This window comes from Bacillus sp. FSL W8-0645 (assembly GCF_038007905.1).
In the GTDB taxonomy this organism is placed as follows: Bacteria; Bacillota; Bacilli; order Bacillales; family Bacillaceae; genus Bacillus; species Bacillus pumilus.
In genome coordinates this window covers 2,164,365-2,178,900 of sequence record NZ_JBBOYC010000001.1, presented here as the reverse complement: position 1 = coordinate 2,178,900, position 14,536 = coordinate 2,164,365, and the positions used below count along the sequence as shown (strand labels likewise).

The window sequence follows — 14,536 nt, the reverse complement described above, 5'->3', positions numbered from 1 at the left end:
ATATAAAAAAAGGGTAAATCATGGTACGATAATGAAGGATAATGTAGGGAAAGAGGTCTGGTTATGATCGCAATTATCTCAGCAGGTTTAGCTCCCGGCATCGCACTTTTAAGTTATTTTTATTTGAAAGATCAGTACGACAATGAGCCGGTACACATGGTCATCAGATCTTTTATGCTAGGTGTTATACTTGTGTTTCCAACCATGTTTATTCAATATGTCCTTCAAGAGGAGCATATCACAACGAACCCTATCTTGATTTCATTTGTGACGTCGGGCTTCTTAGAGGAATCTTTAAAATGGTTTATTTTAATGGTCAGCGTCTATGCGCATGCCCAATTTGACGAACACTATGATGGAATTGTATATGGAACCAGTGTTTCACTTGGTTTCGCAACACTTGAAAATATTCTTTATTTGGTCGGTCACGGAGTTGAATATGCATTCACCCGTGCTTTATTACCCGTCTCAAGTCATGCTTTATTCGGTGTTGTGATGGGATTTTATATCGGCAAAGCCCGCTTCTCTGATAAAAAGGAGCAGTACAAATGGCTGATCCTTTCTTTAACGCTTCCTGTGCTTTTTCACGGCCTATATGATTTCATATTGTTAGGAATGAAAAATTGGGGATATATCATGCTGCCATTCATGATTTTTTTGTGGTGGTTTGGCCTGCGAAAAGCAAAAAAAGCTCGTTCAGTGAAAATGGTGCAAAATTTAATGTAGAAAACGTCTTATCAAGTTGGGACTGACCCCCGTTTTTGAGACAGGGATCAAAACACCTTTATACAGCCAATTGCCGATAGTTTATCGGTGATTGGTTGTTTAGTTTCGTTTGAATACGAATGTTGTTATAATAATAAATGTATTCTTTGACAGTGCGTTCTACGATGCTGGTCGTAGTGCGGTCAATCCTGTTAAGATAGAACGTTTCAGACTTTAGTGAGGAATGAAACGATTCGATGGAGGCATTATCAGCGGGCGTCCCTTTACGGGACATGCTCATGGTAATGCCTTTTATATGAACAGCTTTCTGATACTCGTAAGATGTATACACAGAACCTTGATCGCTATGTAACACGCAATTCTCAGGCAGTGCTGGGAGCTGATTAAGTGTGTTTAAGATAAAGTCTGTGTCCTGCTTATCACCAATCGTAAAAGCAATCACTTCTCCATTATATAAATCCAATATACTGGAAAGGTACAATTGTTTCTGTCCATAAGGCAAATACGTGATGTCCGTTACTAGTTTTTCAAGAGGGCGATCAGACTGAAAGTTCCGATCCAGTATATTACCGGCCACGGCATAGGGCTGCCCATTCTTCTTACGCTTTTTCATTTTAACCCGGCATTGCCACTGGTTTTTCTGCATGATACGTTGAACAGTTTTATGGTTAATACGCATTCTCCTTTTTAGTATGGCTGTGATTTTTCGGTATCCATATCGATACTTGTTCTCTCGGCACAACGTGCCGATCTGTTTCTCTAGTTGTCTTTTAGAATGATTCTGAGTCAGATTCTTTTTCCATCTATAATACGAAGCGCGTGAGACGCCTAAATGGACACAGATGTCCTGTACCGTCATCGTTTTGTGAAATTCTTCTACCAGTTTGATTGACGTTTCCTTATCAACTTCCTTTCCAATTCGTTGTACTTTTTTAAAACTTCATTCTGTTGACTCAAATAGCGATTTTCTGCCTGCAGTCTCTCTAATTCGGAAGAGTACTCGGGACCCTTTCCGTAGGTATATTGTTTTCCAACAGGCTGTTCGAACCGGTGTGTATCCCCAGCCTTATGCCACCTCACCCATGTCTGAACCTGCGTCTTATTCTTGATATTCAATTTCTGCATGATCTCTTTCATAGGTACGCCTGCCAATCTCATTTCTACAGCCTTCTGTTTGACTTCAACCGGATAACTCACTCTTGTCCCCATAGAAAAAACACCTCCATGTTTTATTTCGGATCACAACGATCCATTTTCAAACTTGAAGGTGTTTTTTATTTGTCTCATCTTATGGGGTCAGTTCCGTTGATAGGGCGTTTTTTTGTCTTTTCATCCATTTCTCTCCTGTGATGAATGTATAAAAATAGGGATTGGAAGAAATATATATTCAAACATCAAAAGTACAGGAGGATCAAATATGGACAAAGCTCGTTTCATGAAACAAATCGTCCTTATCTTCTCAATCGTTCTACTCGCAACCTCACTGATGACAACTGAAAAAAGTGAAGCCTTCACCAGTCAAGTCATCCAGCGTGGTGCGACAGGAGAAGATGTAGTCGAGCTGCAAGCACGGCTCCAATACAATGGCTTTTACAATGGCAAAATTGATGGTGTATATGGCTGGGGGACGTACTGGGCCGTTCGCAACTTTCAAAGCCAATATGGTGTAAAAAAGGTCGACGGGCTTGTAGGTAAACAAACAAAAAGCCTATTAGTTCAAAAGACAAAATACTATAAAGACTTTGTTCAGCAGCAGCTGCAAAAGGGGAATGAGTTTACCCATTATGGCGGGAAACCTCTTGATCAGCAAACAAAAGCTCCTGCGAAAAGAAGCTCACAAAAAAAGACTGCTCAAGGTGCAAAAGAGAATCAAAAAAGTCAAAGCGGAGCATCTGGAAAGTCTGCGAAACAGTCAGGCAATCAGCAAGCTAATCAAACACCGAAACAAACGGCAGCCAACATGCCAGGTGGTTTTTCTAGTAATGATATTCAGCTCTTATCACAAGCGGTTTATAGCGAAGCAAGGGGCGAGCCGTATGAAGGACAGGTGGCGATCGCTGCCGTCATCTTAAACCGTTTGAACAACCCGACTTTTCCAAATACAATCGCAGGAGTTATTTTTGAACCGCTTGCGTTTACAGCTGTGGCGGATGGTCAATTTTATATGTCACCAAATGAAACTGCAAAAAAGGCTGTGTTTGATGCCATTAACGGCTGGGACCCGTCTGAGAGCGCCGTCTATTACTTTAATCCTGATACAGCAACAAGTCCATGGATTTGGGGAAGACCACAAATTAAACGAATTGGGAAACATATTTTCTGCGAATAGAAAGAGGTGTAAATAAATGATCAGAGGAATATTGATTGCCATTTTAGGAATTGCTGTCATCTCAACAGGTTATTGGGGCTATAAAGAGCATCAAGAAAAAGACGCAGTGCTGCTGCACGCAGAGAACAACTATCAGAGGGCCTTCCACGATTTAACGTACCAAGTGGATCAGCTGCACGACAAACTTGGGGCAACGCTTGCGATGAACAGCCAATCGTCGATTTCACCGGCACTTGCAGATGTATGGAGAATGTCATCAGAAGCACATAACAATGTGAGTCAGCTTCCGCTCACATTAATGCCTTTTAACAAAACGGAAGAATTTTTGGCGAATGTCGGAGACTTTAGCTACAAATCATCAGTCAAATCCTTATCAGATGAACCATTAAACAAAAATACGCACAAAACCATTTCGTCCTTATATCAACAAGCATCTGATATCCAAAACGAACTGAGACAAGTGCAGCATCTCGTCCTCAACAAAAATTTAAAATGGATGGATGTTGAAATGGCACTTGCTGATGGTGACCGAAAGAATGATAACACCATCATTGACGGGTTGAAAACAGTCGAGAGAAATGCAGATGCATTTGCAGATGTCGATCTCGGACCGACAAATGTGTCCACAGAAGCAGAAACACGCGGCTACAATCATTTAAAGGGTAAAAAGATTTCAAAGAAAGAAGCGATACGCATTGCCCAGCAATTCGCGCCTGATCATAATCAGCATTTTAAGGTGAGAAAAAGCGGAAGCAAAACCAATCGAGATGTGTACAGCTTATCGATGTCAGATCCTGATAGTAAAGCGAATTTCTATTTAGACTTAACTGAAAAAGGAGGACATCCAGTCTACCTTCTTCAAAATCGAGATGTGAAAAAACAGAAAATCAGTTTAAATCAAGCATCAGAAAAAGCACTCAGCTTCTTAAAGAAGCAAGGATTTGATGCAGAGTCATTCCATTTAGATGAGAGTGCGCAATTTGATAATATCGGTGTATTTACCTATGTACCTCTTCAAAAAAATGTACTGCTGTATCCAGATAGTATACGCATGAAGGTCGCACTAGACGATGGTGAAGTGGTTGGATTTTCAGCGAAAGACTATTTAACGAATCATAAAACAAGAGACATCAAAGCACCTAAAATCTCGCAAAAAGAAGCGAAGAAAACGCTCAATCAGCATGTGAAAATCGAAGATACTCATGTAGCGATTGTTCAAAACGATATGTCAGAGGAAGTTTTATGCTATGAGTTCCTTGGAACGATAAAAAATGATACGTACCGAATGTTCATTAATGCGGATACTGGAAAAGAAGAACGAGTAGATAAACTAAAAAACGCAGAACCTATATATAAAGACCTATAGAAAAGGAAGCGAGGAAAAGGCGAATAAGCCTTTTCCTTTTGTTTTATACATGGTTTAATATAGGAGAGGATATGATTTCACAGATGAAAAGAGTGATGAGGAATGTTACAAATAGGGGATGCAATCACAATTGAATATGTCAATGAGAACAAAGAAGTGAAAACTGCAAAATCGAAAGTTTTGGAAAATAATAACGATTATATTTGCATTAATTATCCAGCTGATAAAGAAACGGGACGCACGATCTATTTAAACCAGCAAACAGAAATCACCGTTTTCTTTTTCGATGAAAATCAAATTCCATACAAATGCACAAGCGAAGTCATTGGCAAGAGGAAAGAAGATATTCCGATGATCGTCATTTCCATTCCGCCAAAAGAAGAAATGATTCGGCTTCAGCGTAGAGAATACCTGAGAGTCGATACAATGGTCAAGGCCGCGATCACGCAAACAGGTGAAGAATCCTTTGACACGTTTATTGTCAATATGAGTGCTGGCGGCTTAGCAATTGCTGTTCCTGAAGGTGTCTCATTGAAAGAATACGGAGAAGTGATCACAGAGTTTGAACTTCCGCTGAAAGAGCCTGTTAAAATTAAAGCGGTTGCAGAGATGAGCCGAGTTTATCAAGATGAGCAGACTGGCAAAACAAGAGCGATCATGGAGTTTTCTGAGATCACAAATGATCAGCAGCAGCACATTATGAAGTACTGCTTCCAGCAGCAGCTTTTAACACGTGTAAAAAAAGCATAAGAATAAAGGATGTTAAAAGCTTCCATACTAGAGGTAATAGAATCTAGCGTGGAGGCTTTTTGTATGAAGACAATGGAAAGATGGTTATTGAAAGCGGTGCTCATTCAGCTTGTCTTATTATTAGCCGTTCAGATCACACTTCATTTGACAAAAGGAGAACTATTTTTGTCAAAAGTCGTGCAATACGAGGGTGTAAATAACATGAGCATTGAAGATTGGATCGAGACGTTTAAGCAGAAGGATTGATAGAAAATTCCCCCGTTTGACCGGTGATCGTGTTACAATTCATAAGGGAGATTCAATCAAGGAGAGGTATTATGAAAAAGAAATTATCTATCGCAATTGACGGTCCTGCTGCAGCAGGAAAAAGCACTGTGGCAAAAATTGTCGCAGCAAAAAAATCATATATTTATATCGATACAGGTGCCATGTACCGTGCGATTACGCTTGCGGCACTTCATCATGGTGTAGATCTTGAAGACGAGCAAGCACTTGATGCATTACTGAAAAAAACGGTGATTGAACTTGTCTCAACAGACGAGGGTCAAAAAGTTCATCTAGACAATACCGATGTGACAGAGGAGATTCGCACTGACCGAGTGAGCAACCAAGTATCGGTTGTCGCAAAGCACAGAGCTGTTCGGGAAGAAATGGTCCGCAGGCAGCAAGAGCTTGGTAAAAAAGGCGGTGTCGTGATGGACGGAAGAGACATAGGTACGCACGTTCTTCCAGATGCCGAAGTGAAAATTTTCTTGCTTGCATCTGTAGAAGAAAGAGCAAAACGCCGTTTTGAAGAGAATCAGAAAAAAGGCTACGATGTCAATTACGATCAGCTGATCGAAGAGATTGCAAGACGTGACAAGCTTGACTCTGAGCGCGAAGTTTCGCCGCTAAAGAAAGCGGATGACGCCATTGAGATTGACACCACTTCTCTTACCATTCAAGAGGTAGCAGGTAAAATTTTAGATGCAGCAGACCGTGTGGAGAAACTGTAAGAAATTTTAGAAAACTTTTATAAGTTAGAGGTTTATCTCTTGACAAACAAGGTCTTTTATTAGAAGTTTATACTAATACTATTTTTATTGATCATTCAAGCAATTCTGTTGATTTGAATGTTTCTATAATACATACTCGGCTGGCAATCATCATGCTTAAGACACATATTCACCCAGTCGTTTTAACTAAGCTGTGTAGGTTTGGACCAAGGAGGTTATCGAAATGACAGAGGAAATGAATCAAATCGATGTTCAGGTACCAGAGGTTGGAGATGTAGTGAAAGGGATTGTTTCTAAAGTTGAGGACAAGCATGTCAATGTAGATATCGTCAATGTGAAACAACCTGGGATCATCCCAATCAGTGAATTATCAAGTCTTCACGTTGAAAAAGCATCAGATGTCGTGAAAGATGGCGACGAATTAGAGCTTAAAGTAACAAAAGTCGAAGACGATGCTTTGATTTTATCGAAACGTGCTGTTGATGCAGACCGCGCTTGGGAAGACCTAGAGAAAAAGTTTGAAACAAAAGAAGTATTTGAAGCTGAAGTAAAAGACGTTGTAAAAGGTGGTCTTGTCGTAGACATTGGTGTGCGTGGATTTATTCCTGCATCTCTTGTAGAAGCGCACTATGTTGAGGACTTTTCAGACTACAAAGGTAAAACACTCTCACTTGTCGTGGTCGAACTTGACCGCGAAAAAAATCGTGTGATTCTCTCTCACCGTGCAGTAGTGGAGCAAGAGCAATTAGACAAAAAGCAAGACTTCCTGCAAAAGCTTGAGGTAGGCAGTGTGATTGATGGTAAAGTGCAACGCCTTACTGATTTTGGTGCATTTGTAGACATTGGCGGCATTGATGGATTGGTTCACATTTCTCAACTATCCCATGCGCATGTTGAAAAGCCATCTGACGTAGTGGAAGAAGGCCAGGAAGTCCAGGTCAAAGTACTTGCTGTTGATCGTGATAACGAACGTATCTCACTATCTATTAAAGAAACATTACCAGGACCTTGGAGCCAGATTGGCGAAAAGGTAAAACAAGGTGATGTGCTTGAAGGAACTGTTCAACGTCTAGTGAGCTTTGGTGCATTTGTTGAAATTCTGCCAGGCGTCGAAGGACTTGTGCATATTTCCCAAATCTCTCATAAACATATCGGTACGCCGCATGAAGTCCTTGAAGAAGGGCAGACTGTGAAAGTAAAAGTGCTTGATGTGAATGAAGATGAAGAACGCATTTCACTAAGCATCCGTGATTTAGAAGAAAATCCTGAAAAACAAATCGAAGAGAATTATCGTCAATATCAGGCGAAAGAAGAAAACACAAGTGGGTTCCAGCTTGGTGACCTGATCGGAGATAAGCTCAATAAATTAAAATAATTTGGTGATCAAAATTGACGCGAGCAGAAAGAAAGAAGCAGCATATTGAACATGCCTTGTCCACTGGACAGCATGCAGCAACAGGTTTAAAAGATGTTTCCTTCGTTCACGCCAGTTTACCAGATCTTGCAACATCACAAATTGATACACATTCAACAATTGGCGGACTGACTTTCGGTTCGCCAATTTTTATCAATGCAATGACTGGCGGAGGCGGAAAATCGACCTATGAGATTAATCGCTCATTATCGATCGCAGCGAAGGAAACCAATATTCCGGTGGCAGTTGGATCGCAAATGGCTGCACTGAAAGATAAAGAAGAAAGACGTACGTATGAAGTTGTTCGTAAAGTGAATCCAGATGGAATTGTCTTTGCGAACTTAGGCAGTGAGGCAACGATGAAGCAAGCGAAGGAAGCCGTTGAGATGCTGGAGGCCAATATGCTCCAGATTCATTTAAATGTGATTCAAGAGATTGTCATGCCTGAAGGAGACCGTGATTTCAGGGGGGCGCTTGAGCGCATCACAGCCATCAATGAATCAGTTGGTGTGCCTGTTGTCGTAAAAGAAGTTGGATTTGGCATGAGCAAGGAAACGGCCAAAAAGTTATTTCATGCTGGGGTTGCGGCCGTTGATGTAGGCGGATTTGGTGGTACGAACTTTTCTAAGATCGAAAATCTTCGCCGCCAAAAAGCACTTTATTATTTTGATCAATGGGGGATTCCAACTGCAGCGAGTCTTGCTGAAGTACATACAAGTTTTCCAGATCAAACGGTTTTAGCCTCCGGAGGTATACAAGACGCCCTTGACGTAACAAAATCAATTGCTCTTGGCGCATCCGCTGCTGGTCTAGCTGGCTTTTTCTTAAAATCACTGACTGACGGAGGGGAGAGCGGTCTCATCGCGAATATCATAGATCTTCAAGAAGATGTGAAGATGATGATGACAGTTCTTGGCGTGAAGACCATTGAAGAGCTGAGACAAACCCAACTTGTCATTTCAGGTGAAACAAGTCATTGGCTCAAAGAAAGAGGCATCGACACAACGTACTATAGTTTAAGATCAAATAAGAAAAAGGACTAAAAGCAAGTTTAGCCCTTAAACATCTAAGGCATGTGGTCATCACATGCTTTTTTTTATTGATTTCTTTTTCGCGCACTATCTGGACCTTCTAATGCTGTTGCCCCTTTATAATGAATGGATTGATCACGGTCAGATTCCACTCTTTTTGATGCCTTTAAGCGTTTTTCCTGTCTATCTTTTCCCATCATACATCCCTCCTCAACCATTAGGGTGTCACCTCTTGTTTATTTCATACAATGCCCAAAGCGATCCCTTACGTTTAAAAATTGGGGATTTTCCCATAATGTAATTGAGGTGATGAGACGTTGGAGGCTTTGTACTATTATTGGTCCATATGGTTCGTTTGGATTATCGTGACATTTATTATGGAAAAAAGCTCATGGCGCAATGTGCTAGGCGTCTTTGTCCTTGTCCATATTATATGTAGTCATTTCATGATATCCATATTTGATATGAGCCTAAATGCAGGATACTTGATGACCTTTTTATATGCATGTGCGGGTTTCGTTATATTCCGGTCTGGGCATCAAATAATGAGAATCATACAATTAGGTTCTATGGTGAGCGCATATGCCTTTTTTATGATTTTTGCATTATATGATCCGGTTTGGTTCACGCTAATAAAAGTGGATTGGGTCGTATTTGCCTTGCTGATCTTGATGTCTTTGACATATGGACATCATTTTACAGAACGAGTCACCCTATGGATGATGGCTGTATGTCTTGGCGAAGCCCTTTATGCGCTCACAATTCACCGCCTGACATCATCGATTGTCATTGGAGATCTCTCTTTTCTGTCCCTTGTTGTTCAAGGGTCCATCTTCCTATTAGGGGTCGATCAGCTTGAAAAGCTCTTGAACGCCCGTTCATCAAGAAAACCAGTAAAAGGGGCTGCAAAATCAACATGACGGATTATACGTTTCCTGTGATTATTGGTGTCATCTTTGGGATGGCGGCCAGGCTTTATATGTTAAGAACAGATTACCGGCAATACCCTACGTATATTCATGGACAAGTGATTCACATTGCGCTTGGTTTTATCGCTTCAGGACTTGGTGCGATCATTATGCCTGCACTCATTCAGGAGGAATTTACGGCGATTACCTTTCTCACGCTGGCGGCCACGCAATTCCGAGATGTCCGCAATATGGAAAGAAATACGTTAACTCAAATGGATTCATATGAGCTAGTCTCAAGAGGCAGTACATATATAGAAGGCATTGCTATCGCCTTTGAAAGCCGAAATTATATTGCGATTCTCACGGCACTGATTACGACCACAGCCTGTATTTTCTTCTCGCTCGTTATTGGGACAGTGGTCGGCATTCTTTGTTTTTTCTTGGCAAAGCTATTAATGTCTGGCAGCCAATTAAAGGATATTGTCAACATACAAAAAGGAGAGCTTCGCTTTGATGGGGCAGGGCTGTATGTGAACGATATTTACATCATGAATATCGGACTGCCCGAAAAGCAAAAGCTCATATTAGAGCATGGGATGGGCTTTATTTTGACACCGAAAAATTTCAACGCAGCCACAACGATTGCCAACCTTGGGCAGCGGCAAGCCATTTTATTTGATTTATCCAATGTACTTGGTGTGTATCGCGACTCTGGTGAACCATCACTCTGTCCGCTCGCAAAGCGTGATTTGAATAACGGCACACTTGGCGTGTTCATTTTACCGCAATGGTATCGTGAAGATCTCGCTGTCCGTGTATTAGAAGAAGTACCCATTTTAGAAAATGCCATCAGAATGCCGACAGAGTTCATAAAAAAGAAAGTGAGGTAATAGGGCATGGCGAACACCATTGAACAATTTATACTCGCTGTGGCTACAACAAATAAAGAGCGGGTCATGGGCGGAACAGCCGTTTTTTTCTGTGAAAATAAAGAAGAACTCGACATGTACGCCATGAATTTAGAGGCCATTTTAGATGGAATTGCACACGGAATTGGAGAAGATCTTTACTTGATTGTCAAACATTTTTAAGTTATTCATTGTGGTCTGATTAAAAATTGATATAATATATAAGTTGAACCCTTCATGTTTGAAGGGTTTATTTCATAAAACTGAATGAAAATTTTAAATCCCGGTTGAAACATGATGATGAACATATTGAATCGCGGCTGGATTGAAAGGAAGGGTACTATGGGTAAACCTGTCGTAGCCATTGTTGGAAGGCCCAACGTTGGAAAATCTACAATTTTTAATCGAATCGCAGGCGAAAGAATATCGATTGTAGAAGACACACCTGGTGTAACAAGAGATCGTATTTATAGCTCTGCTGAATGGTTAAATTATGACTTTAACTTAATAGATACTGGTGGAATTGATATTGGAGATGAGCCATTTTTAGCGCAAATTCGCCATCAAGCAGAAATTGCAATGGATGAAGCGGATGTCATTATCTTTATGGTGAATGGCCGAGATGGTGTGACATCAGCGGATGAAGAAGTCGCAAAAATTTTATATCGCACGAAAAAGCCAGTTGTACTTGCTGTCAATAAACTGGACAACCCTGAAATGAGAAGTGACGTGTATGACTTTTATGCACTAGGGTTTGGCGAGCCATATCCGATTTCTGGAACGCACGGATTAGGTCTTGGTGATCTACTTGATGCTGTTGCAGAACACTTTAAGAACTTACCAGATACGCAGTATGACGAACAAGTTGTCCAGTTCTGCTTAATCGGTCGCCCGAATGTAGGGAAATCTTCTTTAGTGAATGCGATGCTCGGAGAAGACCGCGTCATTGTCAGCAACATCGCTGGTACAACAAGAGATGCTGTCGATACGATGTTTACGTACAATCAGCGTGATTTTGTCATTGTTGATACAGCAGGTATGAGAAAAAAAGGAAAAGTATACGAAACAACAGAGAAATACAGTGTGCTTCGTGCATTAAAAGCCATTGATCGTTCTGATGTTGTCGCTGTTGTTCTAGACGGTGAAGAAGGCATTATTGAGCAGGATAAACGTATTGCAGGCTATGCACACGAAGCTGGTAAAGCCGTTGTGATCGTTGTGAACAAATGGGACGCTGTTGAAAAAGATGAGCGTACGATGAAGGAATTTGAGCAAAACATTCGTGAGCATTTTCAATTCTTAGATTATGCACCTGTCTTGTTTATGTCTGCTCTCACGAAAAAGAGAATTCATACGTTAATGCCGTCCATTATTACAGCTAGTGAAAATCATGCGATGCGCGTTCAAACGAATATTTTGAACGATATCATCATGGATGCAGTAGCCATGAATCCAACGCCGACTCATAATGGACAGCGCCTGAAGATTTATTATGCGACACAGGTGGCAATTAAGCCTCCGTCCTTTGTTGTGTTTGTAAACGATCCAGAGCTTATGCACTTTTCCTATGAACGTTTCCTAGAAAACCGCATTCGAGATGCGTTTGGTTTTGAAGGAACACCGATTAAAATATTTGCGAGAGCTAGAAAATAAAAAGGGTGAGCAGAATGAAGAAAATTTCAGTACTTGGAGCAGGAAGCTGGGGAACAGCTCTTGCTCTTGTATTAGCTGATAATCATCATGATGTACACATGTGGGGACATAGACAAGAGCTCATTGACCAAATCAATGAGAAACATGAAAATCATGATTACTTGCCAAATGTCGCACTGCCAGCGTCTATCCAGGCGACGACAGACATGAAGCAGGCGTTAGAGGGGACAGACGCTATTATTGTCGCTGTGCCAACAAAGGCCATTCGTGAAGTGTTGAAGCAGGCAAATGAGCTGATCACATCGAAAGTACCGTTTGTCCATGTCAGTAAAGGGATTGAACCAGATACACTTCTTAGAATATCTCAAATGATTGAACAAGAAGTCCCAGATGAGAAAAGAGAAGCTGTCGTCGTCTTATCAGGACCGAGCCACGCTGAGGAAGTAGGCTTGCGTCATCCGACAACTGTCACTGTCTCATCAGAAAATATTGAAGCCGCTCAATTTGTTCAAGATTTGTTCATGAACAACAACTTTAGAGTATACACAAACCCTGATGTGATTGGTGTAGAAATTGGCGGCGCACTGAAAAATATCATTGCTCTTGCGGCAGGGATCACAGACGGGCTTGGGTATGGTGACAATGCGAAAGCGGCGCTCATCACTAGAGGACTCGCTGAAATCGCACGTCTCGGTACAAAAATGGGAGGGAATCCTCTGACATTTGCCGGCTTAACGGGCGTTGGAGATTTGATCGTGACATGTACAAGTGTTCATTCACGTAACTGGCGCTGCGGAAATCTGCTTGGTAAAGGGTATAAGCTTGAAGAAGTGCTTGAAAAAATGGGGATGGTTGTCGAAGGCGTCCGTACAACAAAAGGCGCTTATCAGCTCTCCAAAGAATACAAGGTCAGCATGCCGATTACAGAGGCGCTTTACCACGTCCTGTTTGAAGGGAAAAAGGTCGACGATGCGGTCGAATCATTGATGGCACGTGTGAAAACACATGAAATGGAAGACCTTGTGAACATGTTTGAGAATCAAACAAAATAAATGGAAGACTGAACTTAGGCATGTAGAGGATGCAAGAAGGGGAAGACCTGCATAACATAGCAATGAAGTTTGAATAGAGCTTTGCCTCTACAGAATGAGGAAAAATAGTCGACCTAATGACTGAAGCAGAGTCCCCCTCTTTGCTTCAGTTTTTTTTATGTGCTTTTTTCTGAATGATTGGAAAAATGATTGATATTTACCTTATTTTTGGTTTAGAATGAAATATAAACGCTTACAATTTGTTCGTTTTAAAGGGGGACAGGCACGATGAGTTTTGCTTTAATCAAGATGTGGTTTGCACTTGGTTCAATGGGGCTCATGTTTTTAGCTGTAGTAACCATTTATTTCAGTCGATTTAAGCTGAAGAGCCGGTTTCTTAAAATAACAGCCTCGACCGTCGCATACAGCTTGATGCTGATATCAGGTATCATTGTGTTTTTAGTTGTATTTAGCGGGCCGGTCAATGAATAAAGAAAAAGGAAGAATGTGATGATCAAAGCAAAAGTCAGTGTCACGTTGTTAGCACTTATTTTACTAACAGGATGTCTGTATCCAGAAAATCGCAAAACTGAAAACCGTGTGCCATATGAAGAGCAGCTGCAAAGCGTTCAGACAGCAATTGAGGAATTTCAAAAAGCAACAAATGGTCTTTTGCCGATTGAAACGAAAGAAGCAGACACGCCGGTTTATCAAAAGTACGTCATCGACTTTAAGCGCTTGTCACCAAGATATTTACACGATGTACCGTCGACATCTTTTGAAGGCGGGGGGGAATATATGTATGTCCTCACAGACGTCGAAAAAAAACCAACTGTGAAACTGCTTGATGTCAAAATGACGCAAACCATCAGTGAATTACGGCTTAGAATCAAAATATATCAAGATGAACATACATATCCGCCATACGGCAAAGTAGTATCAAACAATTTATATACGTTAAATGAAAAAAAGCTAGGCTTAAAATCGCCGCCTACGGTCATGAGCCCGGTGACAGGGAATTCCCTCCCATTACTGATTTCATCAAATGGCGAAATCTATGTGGACTACCGCAGTGACTTTGCTCATATTTTGAAGAATACGAAACGAAAGCTGAAACCAGGTGAAAACATTCAAGATGTCTATTGGCAGGAAACCCCGTTTGTACCCGCGTTTTCTGTCCCATATACCATCAACAAAAAAGGTGAGCCTGACTTTTTAGAAAAAAAGACGTCATAAACAAGAATGAACCTTTTTCCTCTGCATATAAATGAGGAGAAAGGTTTTTTTATGGCTAAACATACTCTCAAAACAAAAAAGGTGTCATATTCAAATAGGACAACGTCATACACATATATTGTCCAGACACCTTTCAAGCAAGTTTGATTGAAGAATAGAGTATTTTATTTGAAAACGAGGATAGCA

The 14,536-nt window shown here is 41.0% G+C and carries 17 protein-coding genes; 15 read left to right on the top strand and 2 right to left on the bottom strand.

Going from position 1 to position 14,536, the window contains the following annotated elements; all coding sequences use genetic code 11:
• The first annotated feature begins 63 nt into the window (after positions 1 to 63).
• Positions 64 to 726 (top strand): glutamic-type intramembrane protease PrsW, encoded by a 663-nt coding sequence (gene prsW / locus NST39_RS11060; RefSeq protein WP_106067101.1) that lies wholly within the window; start codon positions 64 to 66, stop codon positions 724 to 726.
• 58 nt (positions 727 to 784) lie between these two features.
• On the opposite strand, the gene NST39_RS11055 is transcribed toward prsW, so the two are convergent.
• Positions 785 to 1,935, bottom strand: a protein-coding gene (locus tag NST39_RS11055) for an IS3 family transposase (protein ID WP_341027986.1) whose coding sequence is annotated in 2 segments (ribosomal slippage) — positions 785 to 1,662 and positions 1,662 to 1,935 — 1,152 coding nt in all. Because the reading frame shifts where the segments join, the coding sequence is not laid out codon by codon here.
• Between the two features lie 208 nt (positions 1,936 to 2,143).
• Here NST39_RS11055 and sleB point away from each other — a divergent pair.
• The 7 genes from sleB to fni all read left to right on the top strand — a co-directional run bounded on the left by sleB (position 2,144) and on the right by fni (position 8,623).
• Entirely contained in the window at positions 2,144 to 3,055 is a 912-nt protein-coding gene (gene sleB / locus NST39_RS11050; RefSeq protein WP_341028427.1) for a spore cortex-lytic enzyme, read from the top strand.
• Positions 3,056 to 3,071: 16 nt separating this feature from the next.
• Positions 3,072 to 4,421 carry a germination protein YpeB gene (gene ypeB, locus NST39_RS11045; protein WP_044141095.1) on the top strand — a complete coding sequence of 450 codons (1,350 nt, stop codon included), beginning with the start codon at positions 3,072 to 3,074 and terminating at the stop codon, positions 4,419 to 4,421.
• A gap of 102 nt (positions 4,422 to 4,523) precedes the next feature.
• Complete coding sequence (locus tag NST39_RS11040) at positions 4,524 to 5,171, top strand: flagellar brake protein (RefSeq protein ID WP_341028424.1); 648 nt, start codon at positions 4,524 to 4,526, stop codon at positions 5,169 to 5,171.
• A gap of 63 nt (positions 5,172 to 5,234) precedes the next feature.
• Positions 5,235 to 5,417, top strand: coding sequence for a YpfB family protein (locus NST39_RS11035; RefSeq protein ID WP_034661090.1), 183 nt, complete (start codon positions 5,235 to 5,237; stop codon positions 5,415 to 5,417).
• Positions 5,418 to 5,488: 71 nt separating this feature from the next.
• Positions 5,489 to 6,166, top strand: a complete 678-nt coding sequence (cmk, locus tag NST39_RS11030; protein ID WP_341028421.1) for a (d)CMP kinase — start codon at positions 5,489 to 5,491, stop codon at positions 6,164 to 6,166.
• Between the two features lie 223 nt (positions 6,167 to 6,389).
• Positions 6,390 to 7,541, top strand: a complete 1,152-nt coding sequence (rpsA, locus tag NST39_RS11025) for a 30S ribosomal protein S1 (RefSeq protein WP_003215529.1) — start codon at positions 6,390 to 6,392, stop codon at positions 7,539 to 7,541.
• A 14-nt stretch (positions 7,542 to 7,555) separates the two neighbouring features.
• Positions 7,556 to 8,623, top strand: coding sequence for a type 2 isopentenyl-diphosphate Delta-isomerase (fni, locus tag NST39_RS11020; protein ID WP_341028420.1), 1,068 nt, complete (start codon positions 7,556 to 7,558; stop codon positions 8,621 to 8,623).
• 53 nt (positions 8,624 to 8,676) lie between these two features.
• On the opposite strand, the gene NST39_RS11015 is transcribed toward fni, so the two are convergent.
• Positions 8,677 to 8,808: a YpzI family protein gene (locus NST39_RS11015; protein ID WP_003215762.1), complete on the bottom strand. Its 132-nt coding sequence runs from the start codon at positions 8,806 to 8,808 to the stop codon at positions 8,677 to 8,679.
• A gap of 120 nt (positions 8,809 to 8,928) precedes the next feature.
• On the opposite strand from NST39_RS11015, the gene NST39_RS19995 reads away from it, so the two are divergent.
• From NST39_RS19995 to NST39_RS10980, 7 genes are all read left to right on the top strand, one after another.
• Positions 8,929 to 9,531 (top strand): YphA family membrane protein, encoded by a 603-nt coding sequence (locus NST39_RS19995; protein WP_236639003.1) that lies wholly within the window; start codon positions 8,929 to 8,931, stop codon positions 9,529 to 9,531.
• Positions 9,528 to 10,412 carry a YIEGIA family protein gene (locus NST39_RS11005; protein ID WP_003215905.1) on the top strand — a complete coding sequence of 295 codons (885 nt, stop codon included), beginning with the start codon at positions 9,528 to 9,530 and terminating at the stop codon, positions 10,410 to 10,412. The genes NST39_RS19995 and NST39_RS11005 overlap by 4 nt, the downstream gene beginning before the upstream one ends.
• Positions 10,413 to 10,418: 6 nt before the next feature.
• Positions 10,419 to 10,613, top strand: a complete 195-nt coding sequence (locus tag NST39_RS11000) for a capping complex subunit for YIEGIA (RefSeq protein WP_003215794.1) — start codon at positions 10,419 to 10,421, stop codon at positions 10,611 to 10,613.
• Between the two features lie 159 nt (positions 10,614 to 10,772).
• Positions 10,773 to 12,083, top strand: coding sequence for a ribosome biogenesis GTPase Der (gene der, locus NST39_RS10995; protein WP_003215663.1), 1,311 nt, complete (start codon positions 10,773 to 10,775; stop codon positions 12,081 to 12,083).
• Positions 12,084 to 12,097: 14 nt separating this feature from the next.
• Complete coding sequence (locus NST39_RS10990; RefSeq protein WP_003216041.1) at positions 12,098 to 13,135, top strand: NAD(P)H-dependent glycerol-3-phosphate dehydrogenase; 1,038 nt, start codon at positions 12,098 to 12,100, stop codon at positions 13,133 to 13,135.
• A gap of 267 nt (positions 13,136 to 13,402) precedes the next feature.
• Positions 13,403 to 13,606, top strand: coding sequence for a DUF2768 domain-containing protein (locus NST39_RS10985; RefSeq protein WP_034318888.1), 204 nt, complete (start codon positions 13,403 to 13,405; stop codon positions 13,604 to 13,606).
• 18 nt (positions 13,607 to 13,624) lie between these two features.
• Positions 13,625 to 14,350, top strand: a complete 726-nt coding sequence (locus NST39_RS10980; RefSeq protein ID WP_044141100.1) for a hypothetical protein — start codon at positions 13,625 to 13,627, stop codon at positions 14,348 to 14,350.
• Positions 14,351 to 14,536 lie beyond the last annotated feature (186 nt).

Bases quoted from the DNA above. Each gene is read 5' to 3' on its own strand.
- prsW (WP_106067101.1), top strand. From the start codon at position 64: ATGATCGCAATTATCTCAGCAGGTTTAGCTCCCGGCATCGCACTTTTA.
- sleB (WP_341028427.1), top strand. From the start codon at position 2,144: ATGGACAAAGCTCGTTTCATGAAACAAATCGTCCTTATCTTCTCAATC.
- ypeB (WP_044141095.1), top strand. From the start codon at position 3,072: ATGATCAGAGGAATATTGATTGCCATTTTAGGAATTGCTGTCATCTCA.
- NST39_RS11040 (WP_341028424.1), top strand. From the start codon at position 4,524: ATGTTACAAATAGGGGATGCAATCACAATTGAATATGTCAATGAGAAC.
- NST39_RS11035 (WP_034661090.1), top strand. From the start codon at position 5,235: ATGAAGACAATGGAAAGATGGTTATTGAAAGCGGTGCTCATTCAGCTT.
- cmk (WP_341028421.1), top strand. From the start codon at position 5,489: ATGAAAAAGAAATTATCTATCGCAATTGACGGTCCTGCTGCAGCAGGA.
- rpsA (WP_003215529.1), top strand. From the start codon at position 6,390: ATGACAGAGGAAATGAATCAAATCGATGTTCAGGTACCAGAGGTTGGA.
- NST39_RS11015 (WP_003215762.1), bottom strand. From the start codon at position 8,808: ATGGGAAAAGATAGACAGGAAAAACGCTTAAAGGCATCAAAAAGAGTG.
- NST39_RS11005 (WP_003215905.1), top strand. From the start codon at position 9,528: ATGACGGATTATACGTTTCCTGTGATTATTGGTGTCATCTTTGGGATG.
- NST39_RS11000 (WP_003215794.1), top strand. From the start codon at position 10,419: ATGGCGAACACCATTGAACAATTTATACTCGCTGTGGCTACAACAAAT.
- der (WP_003215663.1), top strand. From the start codon at position 10,773: ATGGGTAAACCTGTCGTAGCCATTGTTGGAAGGCCCAACGTTGGAAAA.
- NST39_RS10990 (WP_003216041.1), top strand. From the start codon at position 12,098: ATGAAGAAAATTTCAGTACTTGGAGCAGGAAGCTGGGGAACAGCTCTT.
- NST39_RS10985 (WP_034318888.1), top strand. From the start codon at position 13,403: ATGAGTTTTGCTTTAATCAAGATGTGGTTTGCACTTGGTTCAATGGGG.
- NST39_RS10980 (WP_044141100.1), top strand. From the start codon at position 13,625: ATGATCAAAGCAAAAGTCAGTGTCACGTTGTTAGCACTTATTTTACTA.